Source organism: Solibacillus sp. iso_87, from assembly GCF_056173085.1.
This window is the reverse complement of the sequence record NZ_CM149656.1, coordinates 2,627,649-2,653,385: the sequence shown is the minus strand read 5'-3', so window position 1 is coordinate 2,653,385 and position 25,737 is coordinate 2,627,649. Positions and strand designations below refer to the sequence as shown.

23 protein-coding genes and 2 riboswitches are annotated in these 25,737 nt (G+C 40.0%); of the genes, 20 read left to right on the top strand and 3 right to left on the bottom strand.

All coding sequences use genetic code 11. From position 1 onward, the window contains the following. Positions 1 to 18 precede the first annotated feature (18 nt). From essC to AC0VXV_RS13395, 11 genes are all read left to right on the top strand, one after another. On the top strand, positions 19 to 4,494 hold the full coding sequence (gene essC / locus AC0VXV_RS13445) for a type VII secretion protein EssC (protein ID WP_475528690.1): 4,476 nt from the start codon (positions 19 to 21) through the stop codon (positions 4,492 to 4,494). Further along, entirely contained in the window at positions 4,491 to 7,280 is a 2,790-nt protein-coding gene (gene esaA / locus AC0VXV_RS13440) for a type VII secretion protein EsaA (RefSeq protein WP_475528689.1), read from the top strand. The genes essC and esaA overlap by 4 nt, the downstream gene beginning before the upstream one ends. Continuing rightward, on the top strand, positions 7,270 to 7,788 hold the full coding sequence (gene essA / locus AC0VXV_RS13435; protein WP_475528687.1) for a type VII secretion protein EssA: 519 nt from the start codon (positions 7,270 to 7,272) through the stop codon (positions 7,786 to 7,788). The genes esaA and essA overlap by 11 nt, the downstream gene beginning before the upstream one ends. A 38-nt stretch (positions 7,789 to 7,826) precedes the next feature. After that, positions 7,827 to 8,129: a YwqI/YxiC family protein gene (locus AC0VXV_RS13430; RefSeq protein WP_475528686.1), complete on the top strand. Its 303-nt coding sequence runs from the start codon at positions 7,827 to 7,829 to the stop codon at positions 8,127 to 8,129. Beyond that, on the top strand, positions 8,129 to 9,700 hold the full coding sequence (locus tag AC0VXV_RS13425) for a ribonuclease YeeF family protein (protein WP_475528685.1): 1,572 nt from the start codon (positions 8,129 to 8,131) through the stop codon (positions 9,698 to 9,700). The genes AC0VXV_RS13430 and AC0VXV_RS13425 overlap by 1 nt, the downstream gene beginning before the upstream one ends. A gap of 20 nt (positions 9,701 to 9,720) precedes the next feature. Further along, positions 9,721 to 10,506: an ABC transporter ATPase gene (locus AC0VXV_RS13420; RefSeq protein ID WP_475528684.1), complete on the top strand. Its 786-nt coding sequence runs from the start codon at positions 9,721 to 9,723 to the stop codon at positions 10,504 to 10,506. Between the two features lie 14 nt (positions 10,507 to 10,520). Further along, positions 10,521 to 10,970, top strand: coding sequence for a biotin carboxylase (locus AC0VXV_RS13415; RefSeq protein ID WP_475528683.1), 450 nt, complete (start codon positions 10,521 to 10,523; stop codon positions 10,968 to 10,970). Next, positions 10,967 to 11,416, top strand: a complete 450-nt coding sequence (locus tag AC0VXV_RS13410) for a DUF5085 family protein (RefSeq protein ID WP_475528682.1) — start codon at positions 10,967 to 10,969, stop codon at positions 11,414 to 11,416. The genes AC0VXV_RS13415 and AC0VXV_RS13410 overlap by 4 nt, the downstream gene beginning before the upstream one ends. 46 nt (positions 11,417 to 11,462) lie before the next feature. Continuing rightward, entirely contained in the window at positions 11,463 to 13,142 is a 1,680-nt protein-coding gene (locus tag AC0VXV_RS13405; RefSeq protein ID WP_475528681.1) for a T7SS effector LXG polymorphic toxin, read from the top strand. A gap of 19 nt (positions 13,143 to 13,161) precedes the next feature. Next, the gene (locus AC0VXV_RS13400; protein ID WP_475528679.1) at positions 13,162 to 13,491 is read left to right on the top strand and encodes a hypothetical protein; all 330 of its coding nucleotides are present in this window, start codon (positions 13,162 to 13,164) and stop codon (positions 13,489 to 13,491) included. 708 nt (positions 13,492 to 14,199) lie between these two features. Continuing rightward, the gene (locus AC0VXV_RS13395) at positions 14,200 to 15,390 is read left to right on the top strand and encodes a M14 family metallopeptidase (RefSeq protein WP_475528677.1); all 1,191 of its coding nucleotides are present in this window, start codon (positions 14,200 to 14,202) and stop codon (positions 15,388 to 15,390) included. Between the two features lie 42 nt (positions 15,391 to 15,432). On the opposite strand, the gene AC0VXV_RS13390 is transcribed toward AC0VXV_RS13395, so the two are convergent. Continuing rightward, on the bottom strand, positions 15,433 to 15,717 hold the full coding sequence (locus tag AC0VXV_RS13390) for a hypothetical protein (protein WP_475528676.1): 285 nt from the start codon (positions 15,715 to 15,717) through the stop codon (positions 15,433 to 15,435). A 203-nt stretch (positions 15,718 to 15,920) separates the two neighbouring features. Between AC0VXV_RS13390 and AC0VXV_RS13385 the strand changes: the two genes are divergently transcribed. Further along, positions 15,921 to 16,073, top strand: a complete 153-nt coding sequence (locus AC0VXV_RS13385) for a YpzG family protein (RefSeq protein WP_008405111.1) — start codon at positions 15,921 to 15,923, stop codon at positions 16,071 to 16,073. 64 nt (positions 16,074 to 16,137) lie between these two features. Here AC0VXV_RS13385 and AC0VXV_RS13380 read toward each other — a convergent pair whose 3' ends face one another. Further along, complete coding sequence (locus AC0VXV_RS13380; RefSeq protein ID WP_475528675.1) at positions 16,138 to 16,305, bottom strand: hypothetical protein; 168 nt, start codon at positions 16,303 to 16,305, stop codon at positions 16,138 to 16,140. Between the two features lie 133 nt (positions 16,306 to 16,438). Here AC0VXV_RS13380 and AC0VXV_RS13375 point away from each other — a divergent pair, with 133 nt between their 5' ends. Then, the gene (locus AC0VXV_RS13375; protein WP_008405113.1) at positions 16,439 to 16,642 is read left to right on the top strand and encodes a hypothetical protein; all 204 of its coding nucleotides are present in this window, start codon (positions 16,439 to 16,441) and stop codon (positions 16,640 to 16,642) included. Between the two features lie 75 nt (positions 16,643 to 16,717). On the opposite strand, the gene AC0VXV_RS13370 is transcribed toward AC0VXV_RS13375, so the two are convergent. Beyond that, positions 16,718 to 17,158: a cell wall hydrolase gene (locus tag AC0VXV_RS13370; RefSeq protein WP_475528674.1), complete on the bottom strand. Its 441-nt coding sequence runs from the start codon at positions 17,156 to 17,158 to the stop codon at positions 16,718 to 16,720. Positions 17,159 to 17,361: 203 nt separating this feature from the next. Between AC0VXV_RS13370 and AC0VXV_RS13365 the strand changes: the two genes are divergently transcribed. The 7 genes from AC0VXV_RS13365 (at position 17,362) to AC0VXV_RS13335 (ending at position 25,540) form a co-directional block, all read left to right on the top strand. After that, positions 17,362 to 18,618 carry a LysM peptidoglycan-binding domain-containing protein gene (locus tag AC0VXV_RS13365; protein WP_475528672.1) on the top strand — a complete coding sequence of 419 codons (1,257 nt, stop codon included), beginning with the start codon at positions 17,362 to 17,364 and terminating at the stop codon, positions 18,616 to 18,618. A gap of 133 nt (positions 18,619 to 18,751) precedes the next feature. After that, on the top strand, positions 18,752 to 19,732 hold the full coding sequence (locus tag AC0VXV_RS13360) for an NAD(P)H-dependent flavin oxidoreductase (protein ID WP_475528671.1): 981 nt from the start codon (positions 18,752 to 18,754) through the stop codon (positions 19,730 to 19,732). Positions 19,733 to 19,888: 156 nt separating this feature from the next. After that, positions 19,889 to 19,987: riboswitch (TPP riboswitch) on the top strand. A gap of 66 nt (positions 19,988 to 20,053) precedes the next feature. After that, positions 20,054 to 20,152, top strand: a riboswitch (TPP riboswitch). Positions 20,153 to 20,227: 75 nt separating this feature from the next. After that, positions 20,228 to 20,917, top strand: a complete 690-nt coding sequence (gene tenA, locus AC0VXV_RS13355; RefSeq protein ID WP_475528670.1) for a thiaminase II — start codon at positions 20,228 to 20,230, stop codon at positions 20,915 to 20,917. Beyond that, positions 20,898 to 21,641: a hydroxyethylthiazole kinase gene (gene thiM / locus AC0VXV_RS13350; protein WP_475528669.1), complete on the top strand. Its 744-nt coding sequence runs from the start codon at positions 20,898 to 20,900 to the stop codon at positions 21,639 to 21,641. The genes tenA and thiM overlap by 20 nt, the downstream gene beginning before the upstream one ends. Beyond that, positions 21,638 to 22,450 carry a bifunctional hydroxymethylpyrimidine kinase/phosphomethylpyrimidine kinase gene (thiD, locus tag AC0VXV_RS13345; protein WP_475528668.1) on the top strand — a complete coding sequence of 271 codons (813 nt, stop codon included), beginning with the start codon at positions 21,638 to 21,640 and terminating at the stop codon, positions 22,448 to 22,450. Before thiM ends, thiD begins: the two co-directional genes overlap by 4 nt. Continuing rightward, positions 22,434 to 23,051: a thiamine phosphate synthase gene (gene thiE / locus AC0VXV_RS13340; protein ID WP_475528667.1), complete on the top strand. Its 618-nt coding sequence runs from the start codon at positions 22,434 to 22,436 to the stop codon at positions 23,049 to 23,051. The genes thiD and thiE overlap by 17 nt, the downstream gene beginning before the upstream one ends. Before the next feature lie 125 nt (positions 23,052 to 23,176). Beyond that, positions 23,177 to 25,540 carry a bifunctional 2',3'-cyclic-nucleotide 2'-phosphodiesterase/3'-nucleotidase gene (locus tag AC0VXV_RS13335; RefSeq protein ID WP_475528666.1) on the top strand — a complete coding sequence of 788 codons (2,364 nt, stop codon included), beginning with the start codon at positions 23,177 to 23,179 and terminating at the stop codon, positions 25,538 to 25,540. The last annotated feature ends 197 nt before the right edge of the window (positions 25,541 to 25,737 follow it).

Sequence of the window (25,737 nt, the reverse complement as noted above, 5' to 3'; positions counted from 1 at the left end):
CTAGTAGAAGGTGATTTGATGAGTACACTAATATTTTTTTATGACAACTATTATCAGTCAATAGACATGAACCAACTAAAAAAGAATTCAATTACTGTAGGGAATAATTCATCCGACACGGTAACAATACAAAGTTTGCCGTTTTCAGATGGTCCGCTCCAAATTACGGAGGATTCATTTGGTTTTACGGTAAAACAAAACGGAAATCTGCTAGGAAAAGTGAATCCTAAGCAATTTTTTGAGTGGAAAGAGGTTAACAGCAAAAAACTGCTGAAAATTATTTTTTTTCTTTCAAGCTCCAAAAGTGAAACGTGTTTTGTAGGGAATAAAGTGGAAATTACTTTTTCTACGATAGACGATCATGCAGATATTTTTTGGAAATCGGAAATGGAAATACAGCAGCAGTCTTTTTCACTTCTGAAAACGGGACAGCAATGGATTGCTGAACTTCCGGAACACACTATGCTCTACATAAATGGACAAAAGAAGCAGTCAACTAAGGAAATCCAAATCGGAGATGTGATTTTTACACCATTTATTTTCTTCCGTCTAGTGGAGGAGGATGTTCTGGAAGTGATGAGCTTCGAAAAGTTTGAGACAAATCTCTCAATCATCAGTGAACCTGAATCAAAAATGAAAAAAAAATACCCGATATACAGAAGAACGCCAAGAATGGTATATGAACTGCCGAAAGAAAAAGTTTCCCTGTCATTTCCTTCACAGGAGAACGACCCGTCTAACCGCGGTTTGTGGCTCGTCATTTTACCGCCGCTCGTCATGCTCATTGTAATGGGGATTGTTGCGGTTATCCAGCCACGCGGCATCTTTATTCTAATAACGATGGTCATGTTTGTCATGACGCTAATTACATCGTCCGTGCAGTATTTTAAAGACCGCGCCAATGAAAAAAGAAAAAAAGAAAGACGGATCCGTATCTATACGGCCTACTTGGAAAATAAACGGCAGGAACTTCAACAGCTGTCCGAAAAACAGCGCTTTACAATGGAGTTTCACTTTCCGGAATTTGAGCGTATGAAATATTTAGCCAATCAGATTTCCGACCGGATTTGGGAACGTTCTATGGAAAGTAATGACTTTCTGCAGTTACGTTTAGGAACAGGAATCGTTCCTTCTAGCTTTACCATTGCCTTGAATTCTAATGATATGGCGAATCGCGAAATGGATGATCTAATCGAACAATCGCAGAAACTTGAAAAAGTGTATAAAGAAATTTCGGATGTTCCTGTCATAGCGAACTTGGCGAAAGGGCCGATTGGACTAATCGGAAAAGAGCGTATTGTAAAAAAGGAAATTCATCAGATTATAGGCCAGCTTGCATTTTTTCACAGCTACCATGATCTGCGCTTTGTTTTTATTTTTGATGAAGCCGATTATGAGAATGTCCAATGGATGAAGTGGCTGCCTCATTTCATTATTCCGAATATGTATGCACGCGGGTTCATCTATAACGAGAAAACCCGGGACCAGCTGCTGTCGACGATTTATGAAATGATTCGCGAGCGTGAAATAAAGGAGGATAAAGAAAACCTCCGTTTCACCCCGCATCTTGTTTTCGTCATTACAAACCAGCAATTAATTTCAGATCATGTCATTTTGGAATATCTTGAAGGCGATCATAAAGACTTGGACATTTCGGTCATTTTTGCTGCCGATGCAAAGGAAAGTTTGTCGGACAATATCCATACCCTTGTACGATATTTGAATGATACAGAAGGCGACATATTAATTCAGAATAAAAAAGCAGTAAACATCCCGTTTAAGCTTGATTCCCATCGTCAGGATAATAATGAGCAATTTGCCCGTCTATTAAGGACGCTGGATCATCAGACAGGGATGACGAATTCAATACCTGAAAGTGTGACATTCCTTGAAATGATGGACGTGAAAGACGCGGATGAACTACAAATTGGCGATCGCTGGTTGGAAAACGAATCCTCCAAATCCCTTGCTGTACCAATCGGCCTGAAGGGAAAAGATGATCTTGTGTACCTGAATCTGCATGAGAAAGCACATGGCCCGCATGGACTATTAGCAGGTACAACAGGATCAGGGAAAAGTGAATTTCTGCAGACCTATATTTTATCGTTGTCTGTTCATTTTCATCCGCATGAAGTTGCATTCTTGCTGATTGACTACAAAGGCGGAGGGATGGCGCAGCCTTTTAGGAAGTTACCGCACCTTCTTGGGACAATCACAAATATTGAGGGCAGCGTGAACTTTACGAATCGGGCACTTGCCTCGATCCGCAGTGAACTGAAGCGTCGTCAACGTCTTTTTGACCGCTATAACGTGACCCATATTAATGACTATACAACTCTAGTAAAGCTGCAACTTGCTGAAGAACCGCTGCCGCATCTGTTTTTAATTTCGGATGAGTTTGCGGAGCTGAAAAATGAAGAGCCTGATTTCATTCGTGAATTGGTGAGTGCGGCCCGTATCGGACGTAGCCTGGGGGTACATCTGATTTTGGCAACGCAAAAGCCAGGCGGAGTCATTGATGATCAAATATGGAGTAACGCCCGCTTTAAAGTAGCATTAAAGGTTCAGGATGCAAACGACAGTAAGGAAATTCTGAAAAATGCCGATGCTGCATCAATCACTGTTACCGGAAGAGGCTACTTGCAAGTTGGCAACAATGAAGTTTACGACTTATTCCAATCTGCGTGGAGTGGTGCTCCATACCAATCTGAGCACATAGGCGGGGAAGATGAAATCGCAATCGTAACAGATCTGGGATTGATTCCATTATCGAATATTGCCGCAAAAGAAAGTAAACAAAAAGGGCTATCCGAGATTGAAGCGATCGTTGCCAAAATTAAAGAAACCCAGGAAGCATACAGCATAGAAAAACTGAAAAGTCCTTGGCTGCCTCCACTTGCAGAACGTTTGTATAAAAACGGCATTACTTCAGAAATTCAGGATGAAATTACAATGGCCCTCATCGATGAACCGGAAAAACAAAGTCAATCGCCATATCATTATCGCATGATGGAAGACGGGAACCTAGGTATTTTTGGTTCGACAGGCTACGGCAAATCAACTACCGTGCTGACATTGTTATTAAATATCGCGGAAAATTACAGTCCTGAGGAAGTCCATTATTACTTAATGGATTTTGGTAACGGTTCGTTGCTGCCATTAAAACAACTTCCGCATACAGCTGATTTCTTCTTAATGGAAGAAGGACGCAAAATGGAGAAATTCATGCGAATGGTTCGAAACGAAATAGCAAGAAGAAAACAGCTTCTTCAACAATTGGAAGTAGGCAATATCAAGCTTTATAACCATATTGCAGATAAAAAGCTGCCACTTTTGTTTGTCGTTGTAGAAAATTTTGATTTCATTAAAGATGAAATGCCGGATTTCGAAACATACTTCAATCAATTTGTCCGGGATGGACAGTCTTTAGGCATTTATATGATTTTCACAGCGACCCGTATTTCTTCAATTCGTCAAGCGGTCATGAATAACCTCAAGACGAAAATTGTCCATTATTTAATGGATCATAGTGAAGCCTATACAATCCTCGGGAAAACCGCTTTAGTACCTGAACCAATTCCAGGTCGGGCAATTATAAAAAAAGAAGAAGCAAACTTCTCGCAAATTCTGCTGCCGGCAAACGGGGAAAATGACTTCGAAGTGATAGAAGGTATTAAGGAAACTGTGAAGGCATTAAAAGAAAAGTATAAGGATCATGTCGGACCAACACCTATACCGATGCTTCCAAGTAACTTAACACTGACACAATTAGCTGAATACAGCGGATTAGTCGATCAGCAGCATTTATATCCGATTGGTTTGGATGAAGAATTTGTTCGACCTGTCGTGGTGAATTTCCTGACGAACAAGCACCTTCTGATTATGGGACAAGCCCAAAAAGGAAAAACAAATGTGCTGAAAGTATTGTTGATGAATGCAGTGGAGAACAACTTACATCATATCGGCGTTTTTGATTCGTTCGAAAGAAGTTTGGCAATGTTTGCTGAAAATGAACCGGTATCATATTTGGAATCAAAAGATCACATGGAAGAATGGTTAGTTCAAATCGAAGAGCAGCTTTCGTTACGTGAGATTACATATGCCAATACGGCGGTAACTGAACGCAAGGCATTGCAATTTACGCCAATTTTGCTGGTAGTGGATGATTATGCCCGCTTCAATTCGAGCTTAGATGCGAAATTGCAGGAACGGATTGCGAAGTTAATGAAAAATGCAGGCTATTTAGGATTCAACTTCATCGCATCAGGAAATTCTACAGATTTGACGAAAGGTTACGATGTGTTAACTACGGAAGTGAAGCAAATTCGTCAGGCGGTTCTGTTAATGAAAAAATCAGATCAAACATTGTACACGCTTCCGTATGACCGTAAAGAAGAAGAAATACAGGCAGGGTTTGGCTATTATGTCCTTAACAATAAAGAAATGAAAATCCAAATACCAATTTATGATAGTGAAAGGAAGATCTGTTCATGACGGTTCAAAAAAAGCTCATGTTAAAAATCGTGGTCGTCATGATTTTGATAATAGGAGCACCTGTCATTTATTTTATAGCAATCGGAGAAAATCCGTTTTTCGATTCTTCGAATGGAACGAAAAAAGTTGCGGTTGTCAATGAAGATACAGGTTCAAAAAAAGAAGAAAGTTCACTGGAATTCGGAAAAGAAGTAGCACCGATTCTATCGACGGATTCCGAATATGAATGGTCTGTCGTCAGCAGAAGCGCAGCTGAAAAGGGGCTGACAGATCGAGAGTACGATGCGGTCGTATATATCCCTTCGAATTTCTCTGAGAACATTATGACCTATGAAGAGCAGCAGCCGGTAAAAGCGGAATTTAAGTATACGGTTGCCGGTGAGCTGAATGCGGCAAACCGTGAAAAAATATTGCGTGAAATTGATAACGCAACGGCAAGAGTTAACGGGAAAATCGCAACATTATACTGGAGTTATGTATCTCAGGATTTGGAGAAAGTACGAAATGAATTTGATACGATTCTTCAAAAAGAGATGGAGTTTTTAAGTACGATTTCTAACTTCTACCGGCCGAATTTAGCAAGTGTAGTAGGCGATATTGAAAGTCAAAAAAGCCTCCTCGATAATTTGGCTGCCACTGTGAAAGAAACTCCGATTGAGGGGAATATCGAAAACGCAGGCGAATTTGAAGGACTGCTGGCACAATTTGTTACATATGTGGATGCCTATAGAGAGTATCACAGTACACAGCCGCAGCTTTTACAACCGCTTCAAAGTGCAAATACGGCTTCAATCGTCGCGCTGAAAAGTGAGCATGATCCACGTTATGTGGAAGTGAAATCGTATTTAATGGAGCAAAACGAAAAGTTCAATTCCGATGTACAGAAACTGGAGAATCAGCTGGCTAAAAATAAAGATAATGTTAGAAATTTATCCGATGAAGTTGTCGTTCAGCGTAATGAGATTATCAGCCTGTTAAAGCAAGTAGAAGGGGAGTTATTGGTACAATACGAAAATCAAGTGATCGGTTTAAAAAATCAGCTTGATGCGAGTACCCCTGTAGCAGATCCGACAACTCAAGCGAAAAATGGTAGCGGAAAAGTTACAAATAATGCAAATAACTTTATCGCTTCATCAAAAATTACAGCACTTGATTCGGAACGCGAAAAACTGCTTGGCTTAGTCCAGAACATGAATTCACTGAAACAGGAAGCGGGTGCAACAGAGGTGAATTCGGGCGAAACGACACCGGAAGCTACAGTTGATGCAAATGCTACTGCAGCAGTTAACGAAAAGCTTACACAAATTTCATCACAGATGACGGCAATTGAAGCCAATATCCAGCATATCCAACAGCAGGAAAAACAGTTGCAGGAACAATTTGTACAATCTCAAAGTGAATTGGTTAAGGAGTCAGTAGTAGAAAAAACGCCAACCTTTGAAAATGCAACAGCCGTAATCGAAGAAATCAAGCGTAAAGAATCGGAAATAATGGCGCTGCCTATGATGAATAACGGTAAAAAAGAGCGTCTGAAAAATGTTTTCTCGAAGTCTATCGGAAGTAACAGTACGACAAAGCTGATGGAATATTACGGTGCACTGGCCCAGTATGAAGCGGTAGTGCAAACGAACTTAAGCGAAGAATCCAACTTCAAGGAAATTTCATCACATGTCAATACAATTTTAGGCATCAATGATCGGGGAACAACAATTTTGGATGAATTGCAAATGGACGTTCCCGCTTCACAAAATCAATTAGCAACTTTGGAAAAAGGAGTTAATTCTTTCTTCTTCACGTATATGGAAAAAGTCGATGCAGATCATGAAGCGATATCTGCACAGCTGGATGCAATTGAGACAAGTGCGGATAGTATGCAGCAAAGCCTTGATGCGTTTATTGCTGGATCGGAAGAAGTTTCCACACCGCCAGCTGACGGCAGCAGCCTTGTCACGAATCAGCAAAGCATCAGTCAAAACTTAGTGGCGATGAGCAATGCGATGAACAGCATTATGGCAAACCAGGACAACATTATCTCGGTTACAAATGACTTGGAATCGAAAGCGAAGAACGTCAACGCAGATACGGAAGAATTGAATTACAAATGGAATGAAAATGTAATGACAACAGAAAAGTACCGGAATGCGATCCATGATGTACTTAATAATGCCTTTATCGATGGACAAAGGAACGGTCATATCTACAGTCATTTATCTACACCGCTTGCAGCAAAGAGCTTGAATTCTTCCGTGCAGGAAAATAAATTACCCCCCGTAATTGTACTTGTTATCGTTCTGGTCAGTGGCCTATTAATCGGCTACTTCTGCTACTATTTGAAAAATAATAAACGAAGTGTGCGCATTGCATTGTTTGCATTGCTCAATCTGATTGTTGGACTAATTATCAGTATGTACGGAATGGATATTTATTCGTTAAACGAAACAAGCTCGATTGAGTGGACGATATTCACAATTTTATTATTAACAGCAGTTTCCACACTTATTTTTGCCGGCTTTTCAGTGGGACCGCTAATTGGATGGTTTGTAACAATTGCAGTAATTGTATTCTTTGTCACACCAATGCTGACACTTCTGGCTTCCAATATTGATTATGAGGATCCGATGTCGAAGGTGTACTTATCAATTCAATATGGCCCGGAATCCCTGATTATTCCGGCAAGTATTTTCCTTGCTGTTCTGATCGGGTTTTGTGCACTTGTGCCGCTCATTGCCGACAAAATTAAAAATCGTAAAATCGAACAAGATGAGGAAACGATTTATGAAATGTAGGAAATTAGCAGTTGTTTTTGGGTTTTGTATATTAATGGGAGTCGGGTTCGAAAATGAACCCGGCTTTCCGTTAAATTTAGGGACAAAGCAAGTGTCTGCAGCTACTGAATTGAATAGCCTCAATCCTAATGAATATAAAGAAAAAGAGTTTAAAGACAACAAAGAGTATCTTCATAATGAATCGCTGCTGGACAACCGGAAAAATATCCGGGATGAGCAAAAACAATTGGACTTCACACCAAAAGTATTTAAACGAAACGAGAAAATAAAATTAGAGCTTTTTGTGGATGATTTTAAAGAACGGAAAACGATTGCTTACGATTTGATGAAATATGGTCTTTTTTCAAATGAAAGAGACATAGTGAAAGCCAAAATACCCGAATCGATTCCTGATGACGACAGCAAAAGCAATGGCCTGCAATTTTTCTATAATGGTCTCTTAATTGCCTGTATATTCGTTGTCTTATTATGGCTAGTCCCGAAAATGGTGCAGGGTGAAAAAGGCTGACACATATGAAGCGAACAAACGGAAAGGAGAGAAGGTATATGTCAAATGAAGTGAAAGTTGTATATGCGGATGTTGAGGAACAGTTGGGGGTAATGGAAAACGCTGCGTCAACAATGAAGCCTACAGCAGAACCACCGATTGAAGGAAATACGTTGGATGTTGTTACAAAATTAAACGAACTGTCACTGCAATTGGAACAGATTTTAACAAGCTACCAGGCTGTGCTGCAAAATAATATTCAAACAACGGAAAATTCTGTTCAATATTTAAAAGAGCAGGATCAGCGTATTTCAACAACTATTAACGGTGCCGCTTCTAGTCATGGGAGGCTGATGGAATAATGAAAATATTGGATGCAGAAAACTTTCATAGCGGTCTTGCGCGCAGTATCACCATGCTGACTAGACTTGAAACCGAAATGAAAACAATTGAGACATCGATACAGGGACTTATTCAGCTGGAGGAGTCTTTAAAAGGGCAAGGTGGTAATGCAATACGTACATTTTATCGAGATTGCCACATGCCCTTTTTGCAATTTTTTTACCTATTTAAAAACAATTTTCAAGAAGTTCTTCAGCAAACAGAAGCCGCGTTAACCAGCCTTGAGCCGGATCAAAGCGGCTATATTAAACAATCATTTCTTGAAACAGAGGTTGAACAAGGTTTGAATAATGCGAAAGAAACTGCAGAGGGCCTAACAACTGAAGCGAATGGGATTATGGACAATGTGGCAGATATAGTTGCATTGCCGAAGCTCAATGATTCTGCAGTACAAAACGAAATCCAGGCTGCCAAAAACCACCGGGATACAACAATTGATAGTTTAATGATGTTTGACAATAGCCAAACAGCCGTGCTCGCAGGAGTGGAAAGCGATCTGGCGGCGATGAGTACTTGGATTAAAGATCTTGAAACAATGATTATAGAAGGGTTGACCGATGTAACTTTCGCTGCTGAATATTGGGCGCAGTATGCTTCAACGACAGCACTTTTAACAAATTTAACAAGCCGAACAAATCCGGTCGAGGAAGTGACAGACGAGCCTGTAGAGGAAAAAACGGGCGATGTCACATCTGCAGACGAAACAGTTATGGGACATAAAGAAGATGTAGGGAATGTAAAGAAATTTAATACCGCGGTCAATGGCGCAGTTGAAAGCTTTGGCATGTTCATGGCAGGGAAAAACGGCGGACTGAAAATGGAGTTGGTGCGTGATGCGAGAACAGGGCGAAATGTATACCGTATGCTTGCCAGTGAACGTGCCCTCCATTATTTACGTGTAACACCGGATGCAAAAGCAATGCGCGAGTTTAATTATAAATTGCCAAAAGGGAATAGAGCATGGAAACCGAAACATTACCAGCAGCAGGCAAATAATCGGGCGACTTTAAAGTTTGCTACTCAAAAAAAGGGACAATCAGGCTGGTCCAAAGTTGGGGAAGCGGCCTTAAAAGAGCATTCATCGCTAAAATACTGGAATGATCAAGCGACCATTACCGAAAAAGCTAAAACGGTTGGTAAAGCTACTGTAGCAGGTGCGGGTAAATCATTCAAAGATGCTGTAGATGTAAAAGGGATTTTTACCAATGGGGCTGCAAAAGGATTTACAAAAGCTCTTGGCCCTGTATCGGCGGGTCTGAACTACTACAGCAATTACCATAATGCGAAAGATGACGGGCTAACAGGTGCCCAAGCCCACACCCGTGCCACAGTGGATACGGCAATCGATACAGCGGTGGGCGGTGCGGTGCAAGCTGCAAGTGTTGCAATATTCACAGCCGCTGTTCCTATTCCGGGAGTCGGGACTGCAATCGGTGTCGCTGCGGGTATCGCTATCAACTCATTGCTAAACAAAAAAGATAAAAAAACAGGGGAATCTCCAATGGATAAAATTAAAGGTTGGTTCCACTAAAAAATAGGAGGGTTCACCGCATGGTTAAAAAACTATCAGAACAAGATTTTGCTGTATTGAAAGGACCGCTGGAATCTGGTAGACAAAGCCCTAATTCATTAGCTGCTGTGTTCATATTAGGTATTTTTCTGCAGGCATTGCTATTTTATCTTACTTATTATGTTGCTGGTAAATACACAATCTATCCGAACTTTGAAAGCATTATGACGATTCATATGTGGTTTACAGCAATATTAATAGGTATTTCAATTATATTTGCCATCCCTGCCGTCTTTAAAAGGTTGGAAAAGCTGCAATATTTCTTCTCGATAATTGTTACACACAATTTCACTGTGTTTTTCTTCCTATCTCCGCTATTTCTTCTCGGAGAAGAAGATACTGCCACAGTTGAATCCTTGGTAAGGTTAACATGGATTAGCCTTTCCATCGCAGTTTTATTGTTTATCGCAACGTTTATTCGATTTTATATACTTCTTCAAAAAGGTCATTATAGGGCAGGTTCTAAAAGTGAAGAATTACGCGGGAAATTTGAAACGACTTCATATGTACCGCTTGCTATTATAGGCAGTATCGGTCTCGTATTCTTAATTCAGGCTGTTATGAAAATGGGAACATCGGATTTAACTAATACACTCACGTTAGTCTTTTTGCCATTTGGAATATTTTATACACTGATTTTCGTTTTGCCCGAGCAACTCGTTATTCTTTATTGCAAAATTCGTTTCAAAACCTTTAATTATGATATTAGGGGCTATCTATATACGGAAAGAGCAGCCAAAAATAATAGAAAAGTAAAACAAAGTTAGGGGGATTGAATAAAATGGAGATTCGCGGATTTCATTTCGATCATTTAATTACGTTACAAGTAAGGGAAAAAAAAGAAAATTGGCTAGAAGGAATTAAGATTTTAGAAGATTTCCCATTAAATCATGAAGTGTATAAAAATGGGCCGGTGTTTTTCTCGTTTGAAGAAGAGGAAGATGGGGAAGGTTTGTTTACTTATTATATGCCGATTAATACGGAAATCGAATTTGAAGAAGGGATTACGGATTTCGCCTATTTGAATCAATATCAATTGAAGCAATCTCTGTTATTGCGCCAGGCACAGGAAGAATCTGATTTCAGCACTGCTTATGAGAAAGTAAAAGCGTATGCAGCAGCAGAAAATCTTTCAGTAGAGGATTCATATATCTGTGTACTGTTAAATATTTACGGAGAATATATTATTGATTTGTATGTCCCATTGAAAGAATGGAGCGAAGTGCAATGATTATAGAAAACCATCAAATTGCATACAGAAATGTAGCTTCAAAATATTATAACTTTGTGCCGGAAGAAATCGATCTGGCTTTCCAAGATTTTGACCAAATTTTAACGAGTCATGGATACGAGATGGCCGATGTCATGTTTTTTTCTATTATCAGTGACCCGACCGCATCCGTTATGACTGCTGAAATTTTCCGGCCGATTGAAGAGAGTGATATTTCGCAAATAAGTTCAGAAGAAGATGTTAATTTCAGAAGCTATTTTTCAATTGATGGCATGCTGATGACACGGATTACCGATCAATTTGATGAACAATCTCAAGTGAAGTTTTGGGAGCTGGCGGAGTACATACAACAACATAATTTCTCGCAGAGCAGCCCTTATTTTGTAGAATACAAACGCAGTCATTCCGGAGCAACTTATGTGGAAATGAGTGTCGGAGTAAGGTAATTAACGGAGGTCAATTCAAACGTAACGAATAAAAGATGGTGATAAATTGAAGGTATTGGATGTAAATGAGTTTCAGCAGGGACTCGGAAGAAATGTTAATCGGTTAACCCGACTGGAAAGTGAAATGAAACAAATTGCAAGTGCGGTTCAAGGTCTTACGCAATTAGAAGAATCGCTAAAAGGTCAAGGCGGAGAAGCATTACGTGCATACTACGAGAATTGCCATTTGCCTTTTCTCACATTTTTCAGCACCTTTAAAAATAGCTTCACAAATGTTCTCCAAGAGATGAAATCAGCACTTTCATCGCTCGAACCGGATTCATCAGGATTTATTCGTCAAGCAGCATTGGAAGGCGAAATTGAGCAAGGCTTAAATCGTGTGAAACAAGTGACGGAAGAGCTGACAGACGAAACCAATAATATCATGGATCAAGTGTCAGATATCGTGAACTTGCCAAAATTGAATGATAGTGAAGTTCAACTAAGTGTACAGGACGCGAAACGGCATCGTGATCAAACTGTTGAAAAACTGATTGAATTCGACGTGTCCCAAACAGGTGCATTAACGACAATTCAAACAGACCTGATGCTTATGAAAACGTGGATCGCCAACATAGAATCGATGATGACAGAAGGGGTAACGGATGTGAACTTCCCGGCCGAACAGTGGCAATCATTCGCTAGGCAGCATCCGTTAACGATTGCACTGGCCAATCGTACGCAATCGCGGGATCAAGTGATTAATATGAATCCATTATTTAATCCGGGAGGCATCGGAGAAGCAAATCCGTACACACTCCCTGGTCTTTATCAAAATAGTCAGCAGCCTTTAAGTACTTTTGGTATGAGCGGTGCAATGGCTGAAACAAATTTTGTGTCATTTATGAAGCAAAAAGAAAAAGAAATCGCGAAAGAACTTTCCGATACAGCCTCAACAGTAGATGATGTGAAAGAAGAAGGGAATGGTTTTCTTAATTTCCTCGGAGACGTCGGAAGCGGCACAGTAAAAGTCGGAAAAGGGTTGTTGGATTTCTTAATATTAGACGATGTAAATACGCTGGCCGATAAAGATGCATCATTACTTGATAAAGGAATTGCCGCAGCATCCTTCATCCCGGTAGGAAAAGCTTTGAAAATCCCGAAAGCGATTGATAAGATTGTAGATAGTAATGTGGATGAGGTTGTTAAGAAAAGTGATGTAGATGAGGTTGTTGGGAAGGGTAATAAGAAAACCAGCCAGCCAAGAACAGCAGAGCAAATAATTTCAGATAGAACTAAGGGATTGGATTTAAACCCATATCCTATTCAGCAAAAACAATTAAGTGCTAAAAAGATGAAAGAACTGAGAGTGAAAATAGAGAACAGGACTATTACAAAAGCTGAGTATGAACAATATATATGGAATAAAAAATTTGCTAAACATAGGGCTGCTGGTGTAAACGATTTCTGGTATCAAGAACGTCAAAGAATACTAAGTAACGAAACTCCAACAAGAGAATGGAATAAAGAACAATTAAATGATATATTGAATGGTAAAAAACCTAAAGTAGATGGAGAAACAGTACAAGGGCACCATTCTTATAGTGCTTCACAATATCCGCACTTAGCTAATAAAGGGGAAATTATATATCCGGCTACACCAAACGAACATTTCAAAGGTTGGCATGGTGGTAATTGGAAAAATAGTCTGCCAGGTAAACCTATTAAATCTATTGATGATTTTTAATCCATGGAGGAGGCATTAAATGGCTAAAATAAATATAAAAATAGAAAAAGATGCTGATGAGGTCAAGTACATTTCTATTTTAAGAAAAAATACTAACAAGAGTATATCTGAAATAAAAGAATTACTTAATAATAATGATTTCATTTTATCGTATAATTTATTTGAAATTGATGAATTGTTGGAAATGAAAAAAATAGTAAGTTTATTATTAGCGGCGAATGCTAAAGTTCATATGTTTGAGGAGAAAAGAGAGGTTAGCATAGAGTTTTTAGATAATCTTATAGAATCTCATTTAGATACTGAAAGGTATCTGGAAGAAGTGGATGAGCAAATGTTTAATGAGGATTAATACAGATTTTTTCGTACTTTTCTATAGGTAACGCACAAGAAAACAAATAAAGCAAAAGCACTTGGTTGTCTATTAGGTAACAAGTGCTTTTTTTATGAGAAAATTATACATTAGATAACTAAAATATTTGTCTGAAATCCCCAGCGGGAGCAAGATGATGAGGATGGAATATATAAATATGAAAATTTCTGCACATTTTTAGTAGAACTGTTCTCAAAATAATTCACTAAACCTTAATCAGGCGCTCATACTTAGTCGACTTTTTTCTTTTCCTTTTTTTATTGAATCTCATGATAGTTAGCTGACATATGGGATTGGTTATAATAAACAATATAAAAACCAACCTATATATTGCTCGGTTTATATTTCACACGAAATCGTCAGGAGTATGTTATAGGATTAACCATAAGCACTTGATTGCCTTATTAGGAATCAGGTGTTTTAATTTTTCCTTAGTAATTTCCATACTCTGCTCAGAACAAGAAACCTATCATATATTAGGGAGAGGTCTACACTTCGATGGTGCTGACGATTTAAAGGGAAGGCCATTGGAAAAAGAACGATATAATCAATATCCAGGACCTTCCCCGGAAGTGGCTACCTAGTACCGTATTTTGAAACAAACAGTGAGTTTCTTATATCCGGTTAATAATCACCCACCGCATTCATATACTTTCCTATTGATGATTTTATTGAGGGAGGAGCTTTGTGGAGATTTTCGTAAGACCGGGTGATTCCTTTTGGTATTATAGCCAAGTTTTCAATGTTCCTTTTCAGCTGATACTTGACTCAAACCGGAATTTGAATGCACAGGCACTGATGCCCAACCAACCTGTTCAGATTCCCGGTTATGTGACAAGTCCATATACGGTTCAACGTGGAGATACGATTTGGTCGATAGCACAAAGAATCAATATGCAGATGGATGCGCTTTTTCTGCTCAATCCGGTACTCAGTCCATATATACTTCAAGTCGGTCTACGGCTGCTGTTGCCTGTTCGTGTAACATGGAGAGTTGTGAACGGTGAACAGGATTATGATTACAGGAAGATGGTGCAGGATATTCGGTCATTGCAGGCAATCTATCCGTTTATAGTTAATGATCCGATTGGCAATTCCGTATTAGAGAAAGAAATTCCGGGTCTCACGATTGGGAACGGGCAGAAACGTGTTCATTTTAATGCTTCTTTTCATGCCAATGAGTGGATTACGACATCGGTTGTCATGACGTTTCTTAATGATTATCTACTGTCACTTACGAACAATGGTGTAATACGAGGGCTTTATACATTGCCATTGTATAATCAGACGAATTTAAATATTGTACCTATGGTAAATCCGGACGGAGTGGATTTAGTGCTGAACGGACCTCCGGAAGATGAAACTATCCGCACAAGGCTTATTGAATGGAATAGCGGCAGTACAGATTTCTCTGGTTGGAAAGCGAATATTAATGGGGTTGATCTGAACGACCAGTTCCCTGCTGAATGGGAACGGGAAAGAGAAAGAAACCCGAAAACACCTGGGCCGCGGGACTATGGTGGGGAAAGTCCGCTATCCGAACCGGAATCCATCGCAATGGCCGAACTGACTGTTGAACGGGATTTTGCGCGCGTGTTAGCTTTCCATACACAAGGGCAGGTTATTTATTGGGGATTCATGGGATTGGAACCTCCTGAAACAGAACAGCTTGTCAATGAATTTGCGAGGGTAAGCGGATATGAGCCGGTACAGACAATTGAAAGCTATGCGGGTTACAAAGACTGGTTTATTCAAGATTGGCGCCGTCCTGGTTTTACAGTCGAACTGGGACTAGGAACGAACCCATTGCCAATTAGCCAATTTGGTGAAATTTATGAAGAAGCTTTAGGGATTTTTTTAAGTGCACTCTATATGTAAAGAAAGTCCCCCGTTACGTCCATAGATGTAACGGGGGAACTTTTATGAATCCTTCAAGCTTTCATCAATTTCCAGGATGCTTTGCTTTAGCACATCTAGTTTGGATATATTTTGCTCGACAATATCCAAATGCTCCTGTCTTTGCAATGCATTGGCAAGCGCATTTTCGGTACGCTCCATTGAATTGAATGCATGTTCAACGGCAAACTCTTCCGGGTGGGACATTGCCTGCTTTACTGCACGTTCTGTTCGTTCAACGGAGTTGGATAATAAAGTAATCGGGTGATTTTGTTTCCAGCTAGGTGTACCTGAACTTTTTTTAGCCATTGTTCCTCATCCTTTCCAAAGAAAATTGACTGATTCACACTTTTAGTATTGGTGTATGCAATGATTCCATACGCGGAAGAAATTCGAAATTGTTAGGAAAGGGGAAAGGTACCGACATCAATTTTTATCTTTATAGGGAATAATTGCAGCTAGTACAGCCATACTACAATTGATTCACTTTTAAACATAGGGAGGCGGAACGAATGGATAAGAAGGGTTTCACAGATCCAAAATCTAAGAAGATCCACCAAAACTGGGCGAGCGACAAGCATCAAAAATCTCAAATCAAAGGGGAAACAGAGGTAACTCTGCATAACCAGATTTTGAGAATTAATGCGAAGGCGAGACAGTTCTAACCTTTGTCTTGAAGTAAATCAGGCCTTCATTACAGTACATACTGTGATGAAGGCCATTTTTATATCAATCCATTTTGCGTTTTCCTTTTCCATTTTGAGCTTGCTGATGGAGTTCCGTTAGCTCGTTTGCAATTTCTTCCCTTACTTTGTTAGGTGCAATTTTCATGTTTTTTGGTGTTTGCGGTAATGATTGTTTATTCGTTCCTTTACTCTTACTATCGTCTCTGCCCATTTTTATGCTCCTTTCAATTTTGATTCCTTCTTAATATGGCTTTCCAGCAATTTTTCATTACAAAAATCGAGTCAGCCTCAAAAAGCATAAAACATCCTAACCTGAGCACATTAAGTCAGTAGGAGGTGATGAAATGAGTAAAAACAGCAAAGAAACGATGAATACGCGAACACATAATCCTTTTTCTACTTATAAAGAACTGCACCGAAATACAACAAGTCATAACCGGAATCCGGAAGATAATACAGCGGAATTTGCGGAAGAATTCGATTCGAAATTAAAAAATAAAAACAATAAAACAAACCATGATAAAAACCAGCAGTCAAATAAAAAATAGCTGATAAAGTAATGATAAAAGCCTTGTCACATAATTTGTGCAAGGCTATTTTATATATTTGGGCAGTAAATACAGTTAGCCCTGATAAACACTGTCACATGTACCACCTATCGGTTCATAAAAGCAATGCTGTTTAAATTGACCTGTAAATGGTTGATCGTACCATGTTGGAGGACAAGGACCATATGGGTTGAAATACCAAAGTGCATACTTCGCTGGATGGTCTCGCCAATAGTCCAGCGTCTGTCTTGCTAGTCTTCTTTCAGTCTCTCTGGCCCTTTGATAAAACATGTTTCCTTTTTGTACTGCCTCAAAAGAATAGTTATTGCCCTGTACTTGGAAAATAACCTGCTCGATTGTTCTTACATCATTAAAATCCAGGCATGTGGCAATAGCTCGGTTCACAATTACATTACCTACGTACAACATCCCTTGTTTTCCTTCGCCTTCCGCTTCGGCCCGCATCATTCGAGCCATTAAATCGACATCGGAATCCCGGTATTTTACTCTTGGCATTTTTTCACCTCACAACTATAGTATGAAACAGTTAACCTGGTTGCGCATATGAATAAATGAAATCACTTAAAAATTGTTTCTTGTTATTACTTATGTATTTCTAACCTATCTTTCCGCATTAACACGGGATATAGTTCATAAATTAGTACATAGGAAAAGGAGGACGGACAATTCAAATTCATGTTGTACAACCGGGAGAATCATTGTGGGCAATTGCACAAGCTTATGGAACAACAGTGCAAAGTATAGTGGAAGCCAACCAAATTCCAGAGCCGGCTCGGTTAGTTGTCGGGCAAGCATTGGTCGTTCCACTGAAAGGTCAATATTATATTGTACAGCCAGGCGATAGTTTATGGTCAATTGGTCAACGTTTTCAGGTGAATTATTTAACGCTCGCTCAAGCAAATGGCTTAAATCCGGATGCATTGCTAATGATCGGAACATCATTGTATATACCGGAACCATCCAAAAGGTCAGCAGAAATTTTGGCATATGTAGAACCAAGGGGTGATGAAATAAACGAAATGCTGCTGGATCAAGTTCGTGAGGCGAGTCCATATTTAACTTACTTAGCTGTATTCAGTTATGAAGCGAGGCGGGATGGTTCATTAAAAGCACCGACAATAAACCCATTACCAGAGATCGCTGAACAAAATAATACAAGTATAGCAATGGCGATTACTAATCTCGAAGATTATCAGTTTAGCGCTGAGCTTGCACGTGATATTTTCCAAAGTGTCGCTGTCCAGAACTTGCTGCTGGACAATATCATTGCAGAAGCAAAACGTATCGGAAATATTTCGGATATCCACTTTGATTTTGAACGTATATCGGGCGATCAGAGAGAAGCCTACAATAATTTCCTTCGAAGAGCTGTAGAGCGTTTGCATGCAGAAGGGTATACAGTTTCTACTGCATTGGCACCAAAAACGAGAGCCGATCAGCCGGGTGAATGGTTTATGGGGCATGACTATAAAGCTCATGGCGAAATAGTGGATTTTGTTATGCTGATGACATACGAATGGGGATATTCTGCTGGTCCTCCAATGGCCGTTTCTCCGCTGCCGCAAGTCGAGCAAGTAGTACAATATGCTTTAACAGAAGTTCCTGCGAGTAAAATTTTACTGGGACAAAATTTGTATGGCTACGATTGGACATTACCCTTTGTACAAGGAGGAGATTATGCAGAAGCAATAAGCCCTCAACGTGCAATTGAAGTGGCAAAACGTTATAATGCGGCTATCCAATTTGACTATACTGCACAGGCCCCGTACTTTAATTACTATGATGAGCAAGGCCGTTCACATATTGTCTGGTTTGAGGACGCACGTTCCATTCAGGCGAAGTTTGATTTAGTAAAGCGCTTGAATTTGCGCGGTGTTGGTTATTGGAAATTAGGATTGCCATTCCCGCAAAACTGGCAGCTCATCGGGGCTAATTTTAATGTGGTGAAGAAATAGAAAAAGCAAAATTGACGGTCAGATGAAATGGAAAACAATTCATCTGACTTTTTTGATTGTTATCCATTTAAGAAGGAGATTTGGTTGATACTGATGAAGTATTAGTAGTAGTTGAATAAAAGGGGGATTATTGATGGGGAATGTTCCGGAAATTTTACAAAATTTACGTATCCCAGTAATAGGGGCACCGTTGTTTATTATTAGCAATCCAAAATTGGTCATTGCACAATGTAAGGCAGGAATTGTAGGGTCGATGCCAGCGCTGAACGCAAGGCCGGCAAGACAGTTGGATGAATGGTTAGCTGAAATTACAGAGGAGTTGGCAAGCTATAATGCCAAAAATCCGGATCGGCGGGCAGCGCCATTTGCAATTAACCAGATTGTCCATAAAACAAATGACCGGCTGGAACAGGATATGGAGCTTTGTGTGAAATATAAAGTCCCGATTATTATTACCTCACTTGGGGCACGCGAAGAAGTTTTTGAGGCAGCACATAGTTATGGAGGCATAGTTTTTCATGATGTTATCAACAATTACTTTGCCAAAAAAGCGATTCAAAAAGGTGCGGACGGTATCATTGCAGTAGCAGCAGGTGCAGGAGGCCATGCCGGTCAGCAGAGTCCATTTGCGCTTGTACAGGAAATCCGTGAATGGTTTGACGGTCCATTAGCTTTATCAGGATCAATCGCACGAGGCCATTCACTATTGGCTGCACAGGCGATGGGAGCTGATTTCGGTTATATTGGTTCACCGTTTATCGCGACTGAAGAAGCCTTTGCTCGTCAAGAATATAAACAGATGATTGTGGATAGTACCGCAGAAGATATTGTTTACAGCAATTTATTTACAGGAATCCATGGAAATTATTTGAAAGGTTCTATCATGAATGCGGGGATGGATCCGAATAATCTAAAAGAAAGTGATCCTTCTGCAATGAACTTCAACGATAATACGGCAAAAGCCTGGAAAGATATTTGGGGAAGCGGGCAAGGAATTGGTGCAATTAAAGAGATTAGTTCAACACAGCAATATGTTGTTAAATTGGCTGAAGAATATACACAGGCTTATCATGAACTGACTGGTAAAAAATCGGCAGTAGCCCATTTACAATAGCTAATAGCAATTGTGAAAAACAAAAATGCTATTTTTTTCTGAGCGCTAAAAATTGATTTACATTCCGGGACGCTTTCTGCGGGCGTAGGAGTAATTTCGTAATTTTTGAATTCACTTGCCCGGTTTGAATTAATTTGTTACACTCTGGATAATTAAATGCATTTGCGGGGGGACACAGCAGTGTTGAGAAGGTTAAAACCTGACCCTTAGAACCTGGCCGTTAATACGGACGTAGGGAGCAAAGTACACGCTATACATATGTACTTACTTTGGCTCCGCGTATCCTTAACGTGGAGTCTTTCTTTTGCAAATATACAAGCATTTGATTTGCGGGGGGACACAGTAGTGTTGAGAAGGTTAAAACCTGACCCTTGGAACCTGGCCGTTAATACGGACGTAGGGAGCAAAGAAAAGTGGTACTTACACTTTTTGGGGACGTCTCTCTATATTGAGGCGTCTTTTTTGTGCTTCCGCCAACAAAAAGGAGGAGTAACAATGGGATTTTGTGAAAAGGTAAGGAAAGAAACGGATTTTTATTGGGAGGCTAGCTTCTATCATCCTTTTGTACAAGGGATTGCAGATGGGAGTTTACCGCTGGAGAAGTTTAAGTTTTATATGCTGCAGGATGCATATTATTTAAAACATTATACGAAAGTCCTTGCTCTTGCAGCTGCAAAAGCTACAACAGATGATGATGTACAATATTTTCTGCAAACAGCAAAATTTATTCATGACGCAGAGCTGGAATTACACCGGACAACGTTTAAAGAATTAGGTGTGACAGCGGAGGATTTGGAACAATTCGAACCGGCTCCAGCAGCCTATAACTATGTAAGCCATATGTACAATGCAGTGCATAACGGAGATGTAGCAGAAGCATTTGCGGCAATTTTACCTTGCCCATGGCTGTATCAGGAAATAGGGCAAAGGTTAAAAGATGCATGCCCCAATGTCCCCCTTTATGAACAGTGGATTGCACTATATGCGTCCGAGGAGATGCTTCAAAATATTGAAATACAAAAATCGATGCTGGATCGATATGCGAAAGAACAACCGGCAAAGCTAAAAGTATTGCAGGAACATTTTAAGAAAAGCTGTTATTACGAATGGATGTTCTGGGAGATGCCTTGGACGAAGCAAAGCTGGGAACAAGGGGTGTATATCAATGAGCCTGCAAGCAATTAATAAAAATCAGCCGTTAGTACATTGCATTACAAATTATGTCGTCGCAAATTTTACAGCGAATGGTTTGCTTGCGGTGGGTGCTTCACCAGTCATGGCGGATGCGATAGAAGAAGTGGGAGAAATGGCTGCTCAGTCAAATGCATTACTTTTAAATATGGGTACTTTGAATGAACGGACAGTAGCATCGATGAAGCAAGCTGGACTGAGCGCAAATAAGCATCGTACTCCGGTTGTTCTGGATCCAGTAGGGGTAGGGGCAACGAAGTTTCGAGTTGAGATAGCACGACAACTGCTCGATCTTCTAAAGATTGATGTAATCCGCTGCAATATGGGAGAACTTGCGGCTCTTGCGGGAGCGGATTGGACTTCCAAAGGTGTTGATAGCGGCAAGGGGGATATAGATGTTGCAGCGACTGCCAAACAGCTTGCTAATAACTATCGATCTATTGTAATCGTAACAGGAGAACAAGATGTTATTACGGATGGGGAAAGAGTTGAATTCGTAACGGGTGGTCATGAAAAAGTGACAAAAATGACGGGGAGCGGCTGCCTACTAAGTGCCCTTTGTGCTGCGGTGCTGGCAAACAGTAAAGAACCGTTTAATGATTTACAAATTCTGCTCAATGAATATAAACAGGCAAGTGCCAATTCTGTGGCAGCTATAGGAACTTTCCATAAAAATTTCTTGAATGAACTAGAAAATTTAGCGGAGGGACGACAATGATTACATGTACAATTGCAGGCTCGGATAGCGGTGGCGGTGCAGGCATCCAAGCAGACTTAAAAACGTTTCAGGAACTACGTGTATTTGGCACATCTGTCATTACCGCACTAACCGCACAAAATACGGAAGGAGTGCATGGGATTTTTCCGACAACGGCCGATTTCGTGCAAGCTCAGTTAAAAGCGGTACTTCAAGATTTTGAGATAAAGGCGATTAAAACAGGGATGCTGTTTAGTGCAGAAATTATCGAAGCTATTGTCGCCTTACTAAAAGACACAGAAATTCCGCTAATCGTTGATCCAGTCATGATTGCAAAAGGTGGTGCCAGTTTACTAGAGCAGGAGGCTACAACAGCCCTTAAGGAAAAGTTATTGCCGCTTGCAACTGTTTGTACACCGAACATTCCGGAAGCGGAAATCCTGACTGGGTATACAATTCAAACTGAGAAAGATATCAATTTAGCGGCGCAGCATCTATTAAGTCTAGGGCTGGAATGTGTTGTCATTAAGGGTGGTCACTTAAACAGTAAGCATGCGACAGATACGGTTTTCATTCGCGGGGAGCAACCATTTAAAATGAAAACCGAGAGAGTGGATACGAAGCACACCCATGGAACAGGATGTACATTTTCGGCAGCAATCACGGCGGAGATGGCAAAAGGAAGATCGACAGAGGCAGCCATTATAGAAGCAAAAAAATATGTGCAGCTGGCAATTCGTCATCCGCTTAATATTGGTCACGGGTTTGGCCCGACAAATCATTTCGCCTATCATGAACAGCGGGGGGTGTGTAATGTCCATGTCTTTTGATTTAAATAAATACTTTGTTATGGGAACAATCAATTGTAAACGCGACCCGCTGCTTGTTTTAGAAGAAGCGCTACAGGCAGGAATTACTATGTTCCAGCTGAGGGAAAAAGGGAAAAATGCTTTAAAAGGGGATGAGTATATTAAATTTGCCCGTCAATGCCAAAAGCTGTGCCAAATATATAAAATACCATTCATTATCAATGATGATGTCGAACTTGCATTAACATTAGATGCAGATGGAATTCATGTAGGACAGGAAGACACCGAGGTAGAAAAATTTAGATCTTTTGCGAAAAATAAAATCGTCGGAGTATCGGTTCATACAATGGAACAACTGGAATTGGCCATGGCAAATGGGGCAGATTATGCGGGGATTGGTCCAATTTATGAAACTTCCACAAAAGATGATGCGAGAGCACCAGTAGGGCTGACGTTATTGGAAGATGCCAAATCTCAGTTTCCTAAATTCCCGATTGTAGCAATTGGGGGAATCTCCACTGAAAATAGTTTCATTGTGAGACAAACGGGAGTAAATGGAGTAGCAGTTATTTCTGCTATTAGTCATAGTAATAATATAAAAGAAACTGTAAATATACTCTAAGTTAAAAATTGTCATAAAAATACTATTTATATAGAAGAAGCCTGTACCAATATACTCTTTTCTACTATTCTGGCAATTTAGTATGATAGTTCTGTTATACACTACAGAATATGGGAGTGAAAGAAATGTTGAAAAAACTATCTGCTTCAGCCTTAACGCTAACACTTTTAGCAAGTGGCATGTCAGCAGTTTCAGCGGCACCAACATCTACGAATGAAGATATGACACGTGGAGAATTTGTGAAGGCCGTAATTGATGCATTGGGTGTAGAGGTCGGCACTGGGGAGACTGTAAAATTCCAGGATGTACCTGATTCACTTAAACCGTATATTGAAAAAGCGGTAGAATTAAAGCTAATTAAAGGTAAAACTCCAACTAAATTTGCACCAAATGAAAAACTAACGCGCACACATGCTTTCCTTATTGCGGCAAGAGGATTACAAGATGAGGAAACATATTCTGAAAAGGTATTGGATCAGTTTAAAGATGCAAACAAAATTGGACAAGGCAATCGCCAGGAAATGGCCAAAGCGGTAGCAACAGGATTACTGACAGGTTTTAATGACGGCACGATTCGTCCGAACGATTTTGTAACAAAAGCACAGATGCAAAAAATTCTTCAGCGCTTTTTGGAAGAATATAGCCCGGTGAAAGCAAATACGACGGTTTCTTTACGTATTTTAGGCACGACAGATATTCACACAAATATTGTGAATTATGACTATTACAAAGATACGCCAACGAACAGTTTAGGTTTGGCAAAAACTGCGCTACTAATCGAAAAGGCACGTGAGGAAAATCCAAATACAGTGCTGTTTGACAATGGAGATGCAATACAAGGAACACCACTTGGCTCATATATTCAGTCAGTAACGAAATTAAAAGACGGCGAAGTTCACCCATCGATTGCTGCAATGATCGCTCTTGATTATGATGTAGCGACATACGGTAACCACGAGTTCAACTACGGTTTGGAATTTATCGATGAAGTAACGGATGATGCTCCATTCCCTTATGTTAATGCCAATGTGCGCAATGCGGCGACAAAGGAATTAATGTATAAGCCATATGTTATGATTGAAAAAGATGTGGTTGATTCAAACGGTGAAAAAACGAAAATTAATATTGGGGTAACAGGTATTGTCCCACCTCAAATTTTGAAGTGGGACAAAGCAAATTTAGAAGGAAAAGTAACAGTTGATGATTCAGTAGAGGCTGTTAAAACAGTCGTTCCGCAAATGAAAGAAGCAGGAGCGGATGTTGTCGTAGTACTTTCACACTCTGGTATGGGGGATGCTACACATGAAAAAGGGGAAGAGGATGTATCGTATTTACTATCTACAATTGAAGATGTGGATGCAATCATTACTGGTCATGCCCATGGAGTGTTCCCTGGTAAAGTGGATAGCTCTATAACAAATGTGGATATTGAAAAAGGAACAATGAACGGCAAGCCGATTGTTATGGCTGGAAAATTCGGTAGTCATTTAGGGGTCATTGATCTAGAGCTAGAGAAAAAAGACGACGATTGGGATGTTACAACAGGTACTGGCGCGGTGCGTGAAATCGCAAAAGATAATGACACTGTCAGCACTGAAGTTGTAGAAAGTGTAAAAGAAGCACATGAAGGAACAATTAAGTATGTGCGTCAGGCAGTAGGTACAACAACAGCTAACATCCACAGTTACTTCTCGCAAGTGCAGGATGATCCTTCTATCCAAATTGTAACGGATGCACAATCAATTTATGTGAAAGAAAAGTTGAAAGGTACAGCGTATGAAAACCTTCCTGTCCTATCAGCGGGTGCACCATTCAAAGCAGGTACAAGAAGTGATCCTGAATACTATACATTTGTACCAAAAGGCGAGCTTGCAATTAAAAATGTAGCAGATTTATATTTATATGATAATACACTTGCTATGTTGAAAGTAACAGGTGCGGATGTGAAAGAATGGCTGGAAATGTCTGCTGGCCAATTCAACCAAATTGATGTAACAAAAGCAGATGAGCAGCAATTAATTAATGAAGAATACCGTTCATACAATTATGATGTTATTGACGGTGTGACGTATGAAATTGATGTAACAAAGCCGGCAAAATACGATGAAAACGGAAATGTAGTAAACGAACAAGCATCACGTATTTTCAATCTCCAATATAACGGAAAGCCAATTGATGCGGCACAGGAATTTATTGTAGCGACAAATAACTATCGTGCAAACGGTACATTCCCGGGTGTTCGTAATGCAACAGCGGTTGAAATTTATCCTGATGAAAACCGCCAAGCAATTATCGACTATATTTTAGCCGAAAAAACAATCGATCCGACAGCAGATGGTAACTGGAAATTCGCTCCGATTCCGGATAGCGTAAACGTTGTATTTGAATCTTCCAAAAAAGCAGTGGATGTTTTAGATGAAAACAGCGCTATTAAGTATATTGGAGACGGTACAGACGGTTTTGGCAAGTATGGTTTAAAAGCAAAATAATTATAAAAATGCCTGTAGGCGAAGAATTCATTTCTTCTGTCTGCAGGTTTTTTGTGTTTTGGAATTCCAGACACGGGTAAGAACGACGGACTTTACCGGGTTTTATTTATTTGTACCTACAGTTTGACAAAAGTAACAACTTGTAGTTAAAATGGGGTTGTCGCTTTTGGGAGTAGATAAATTTTGAAGATAGGGGA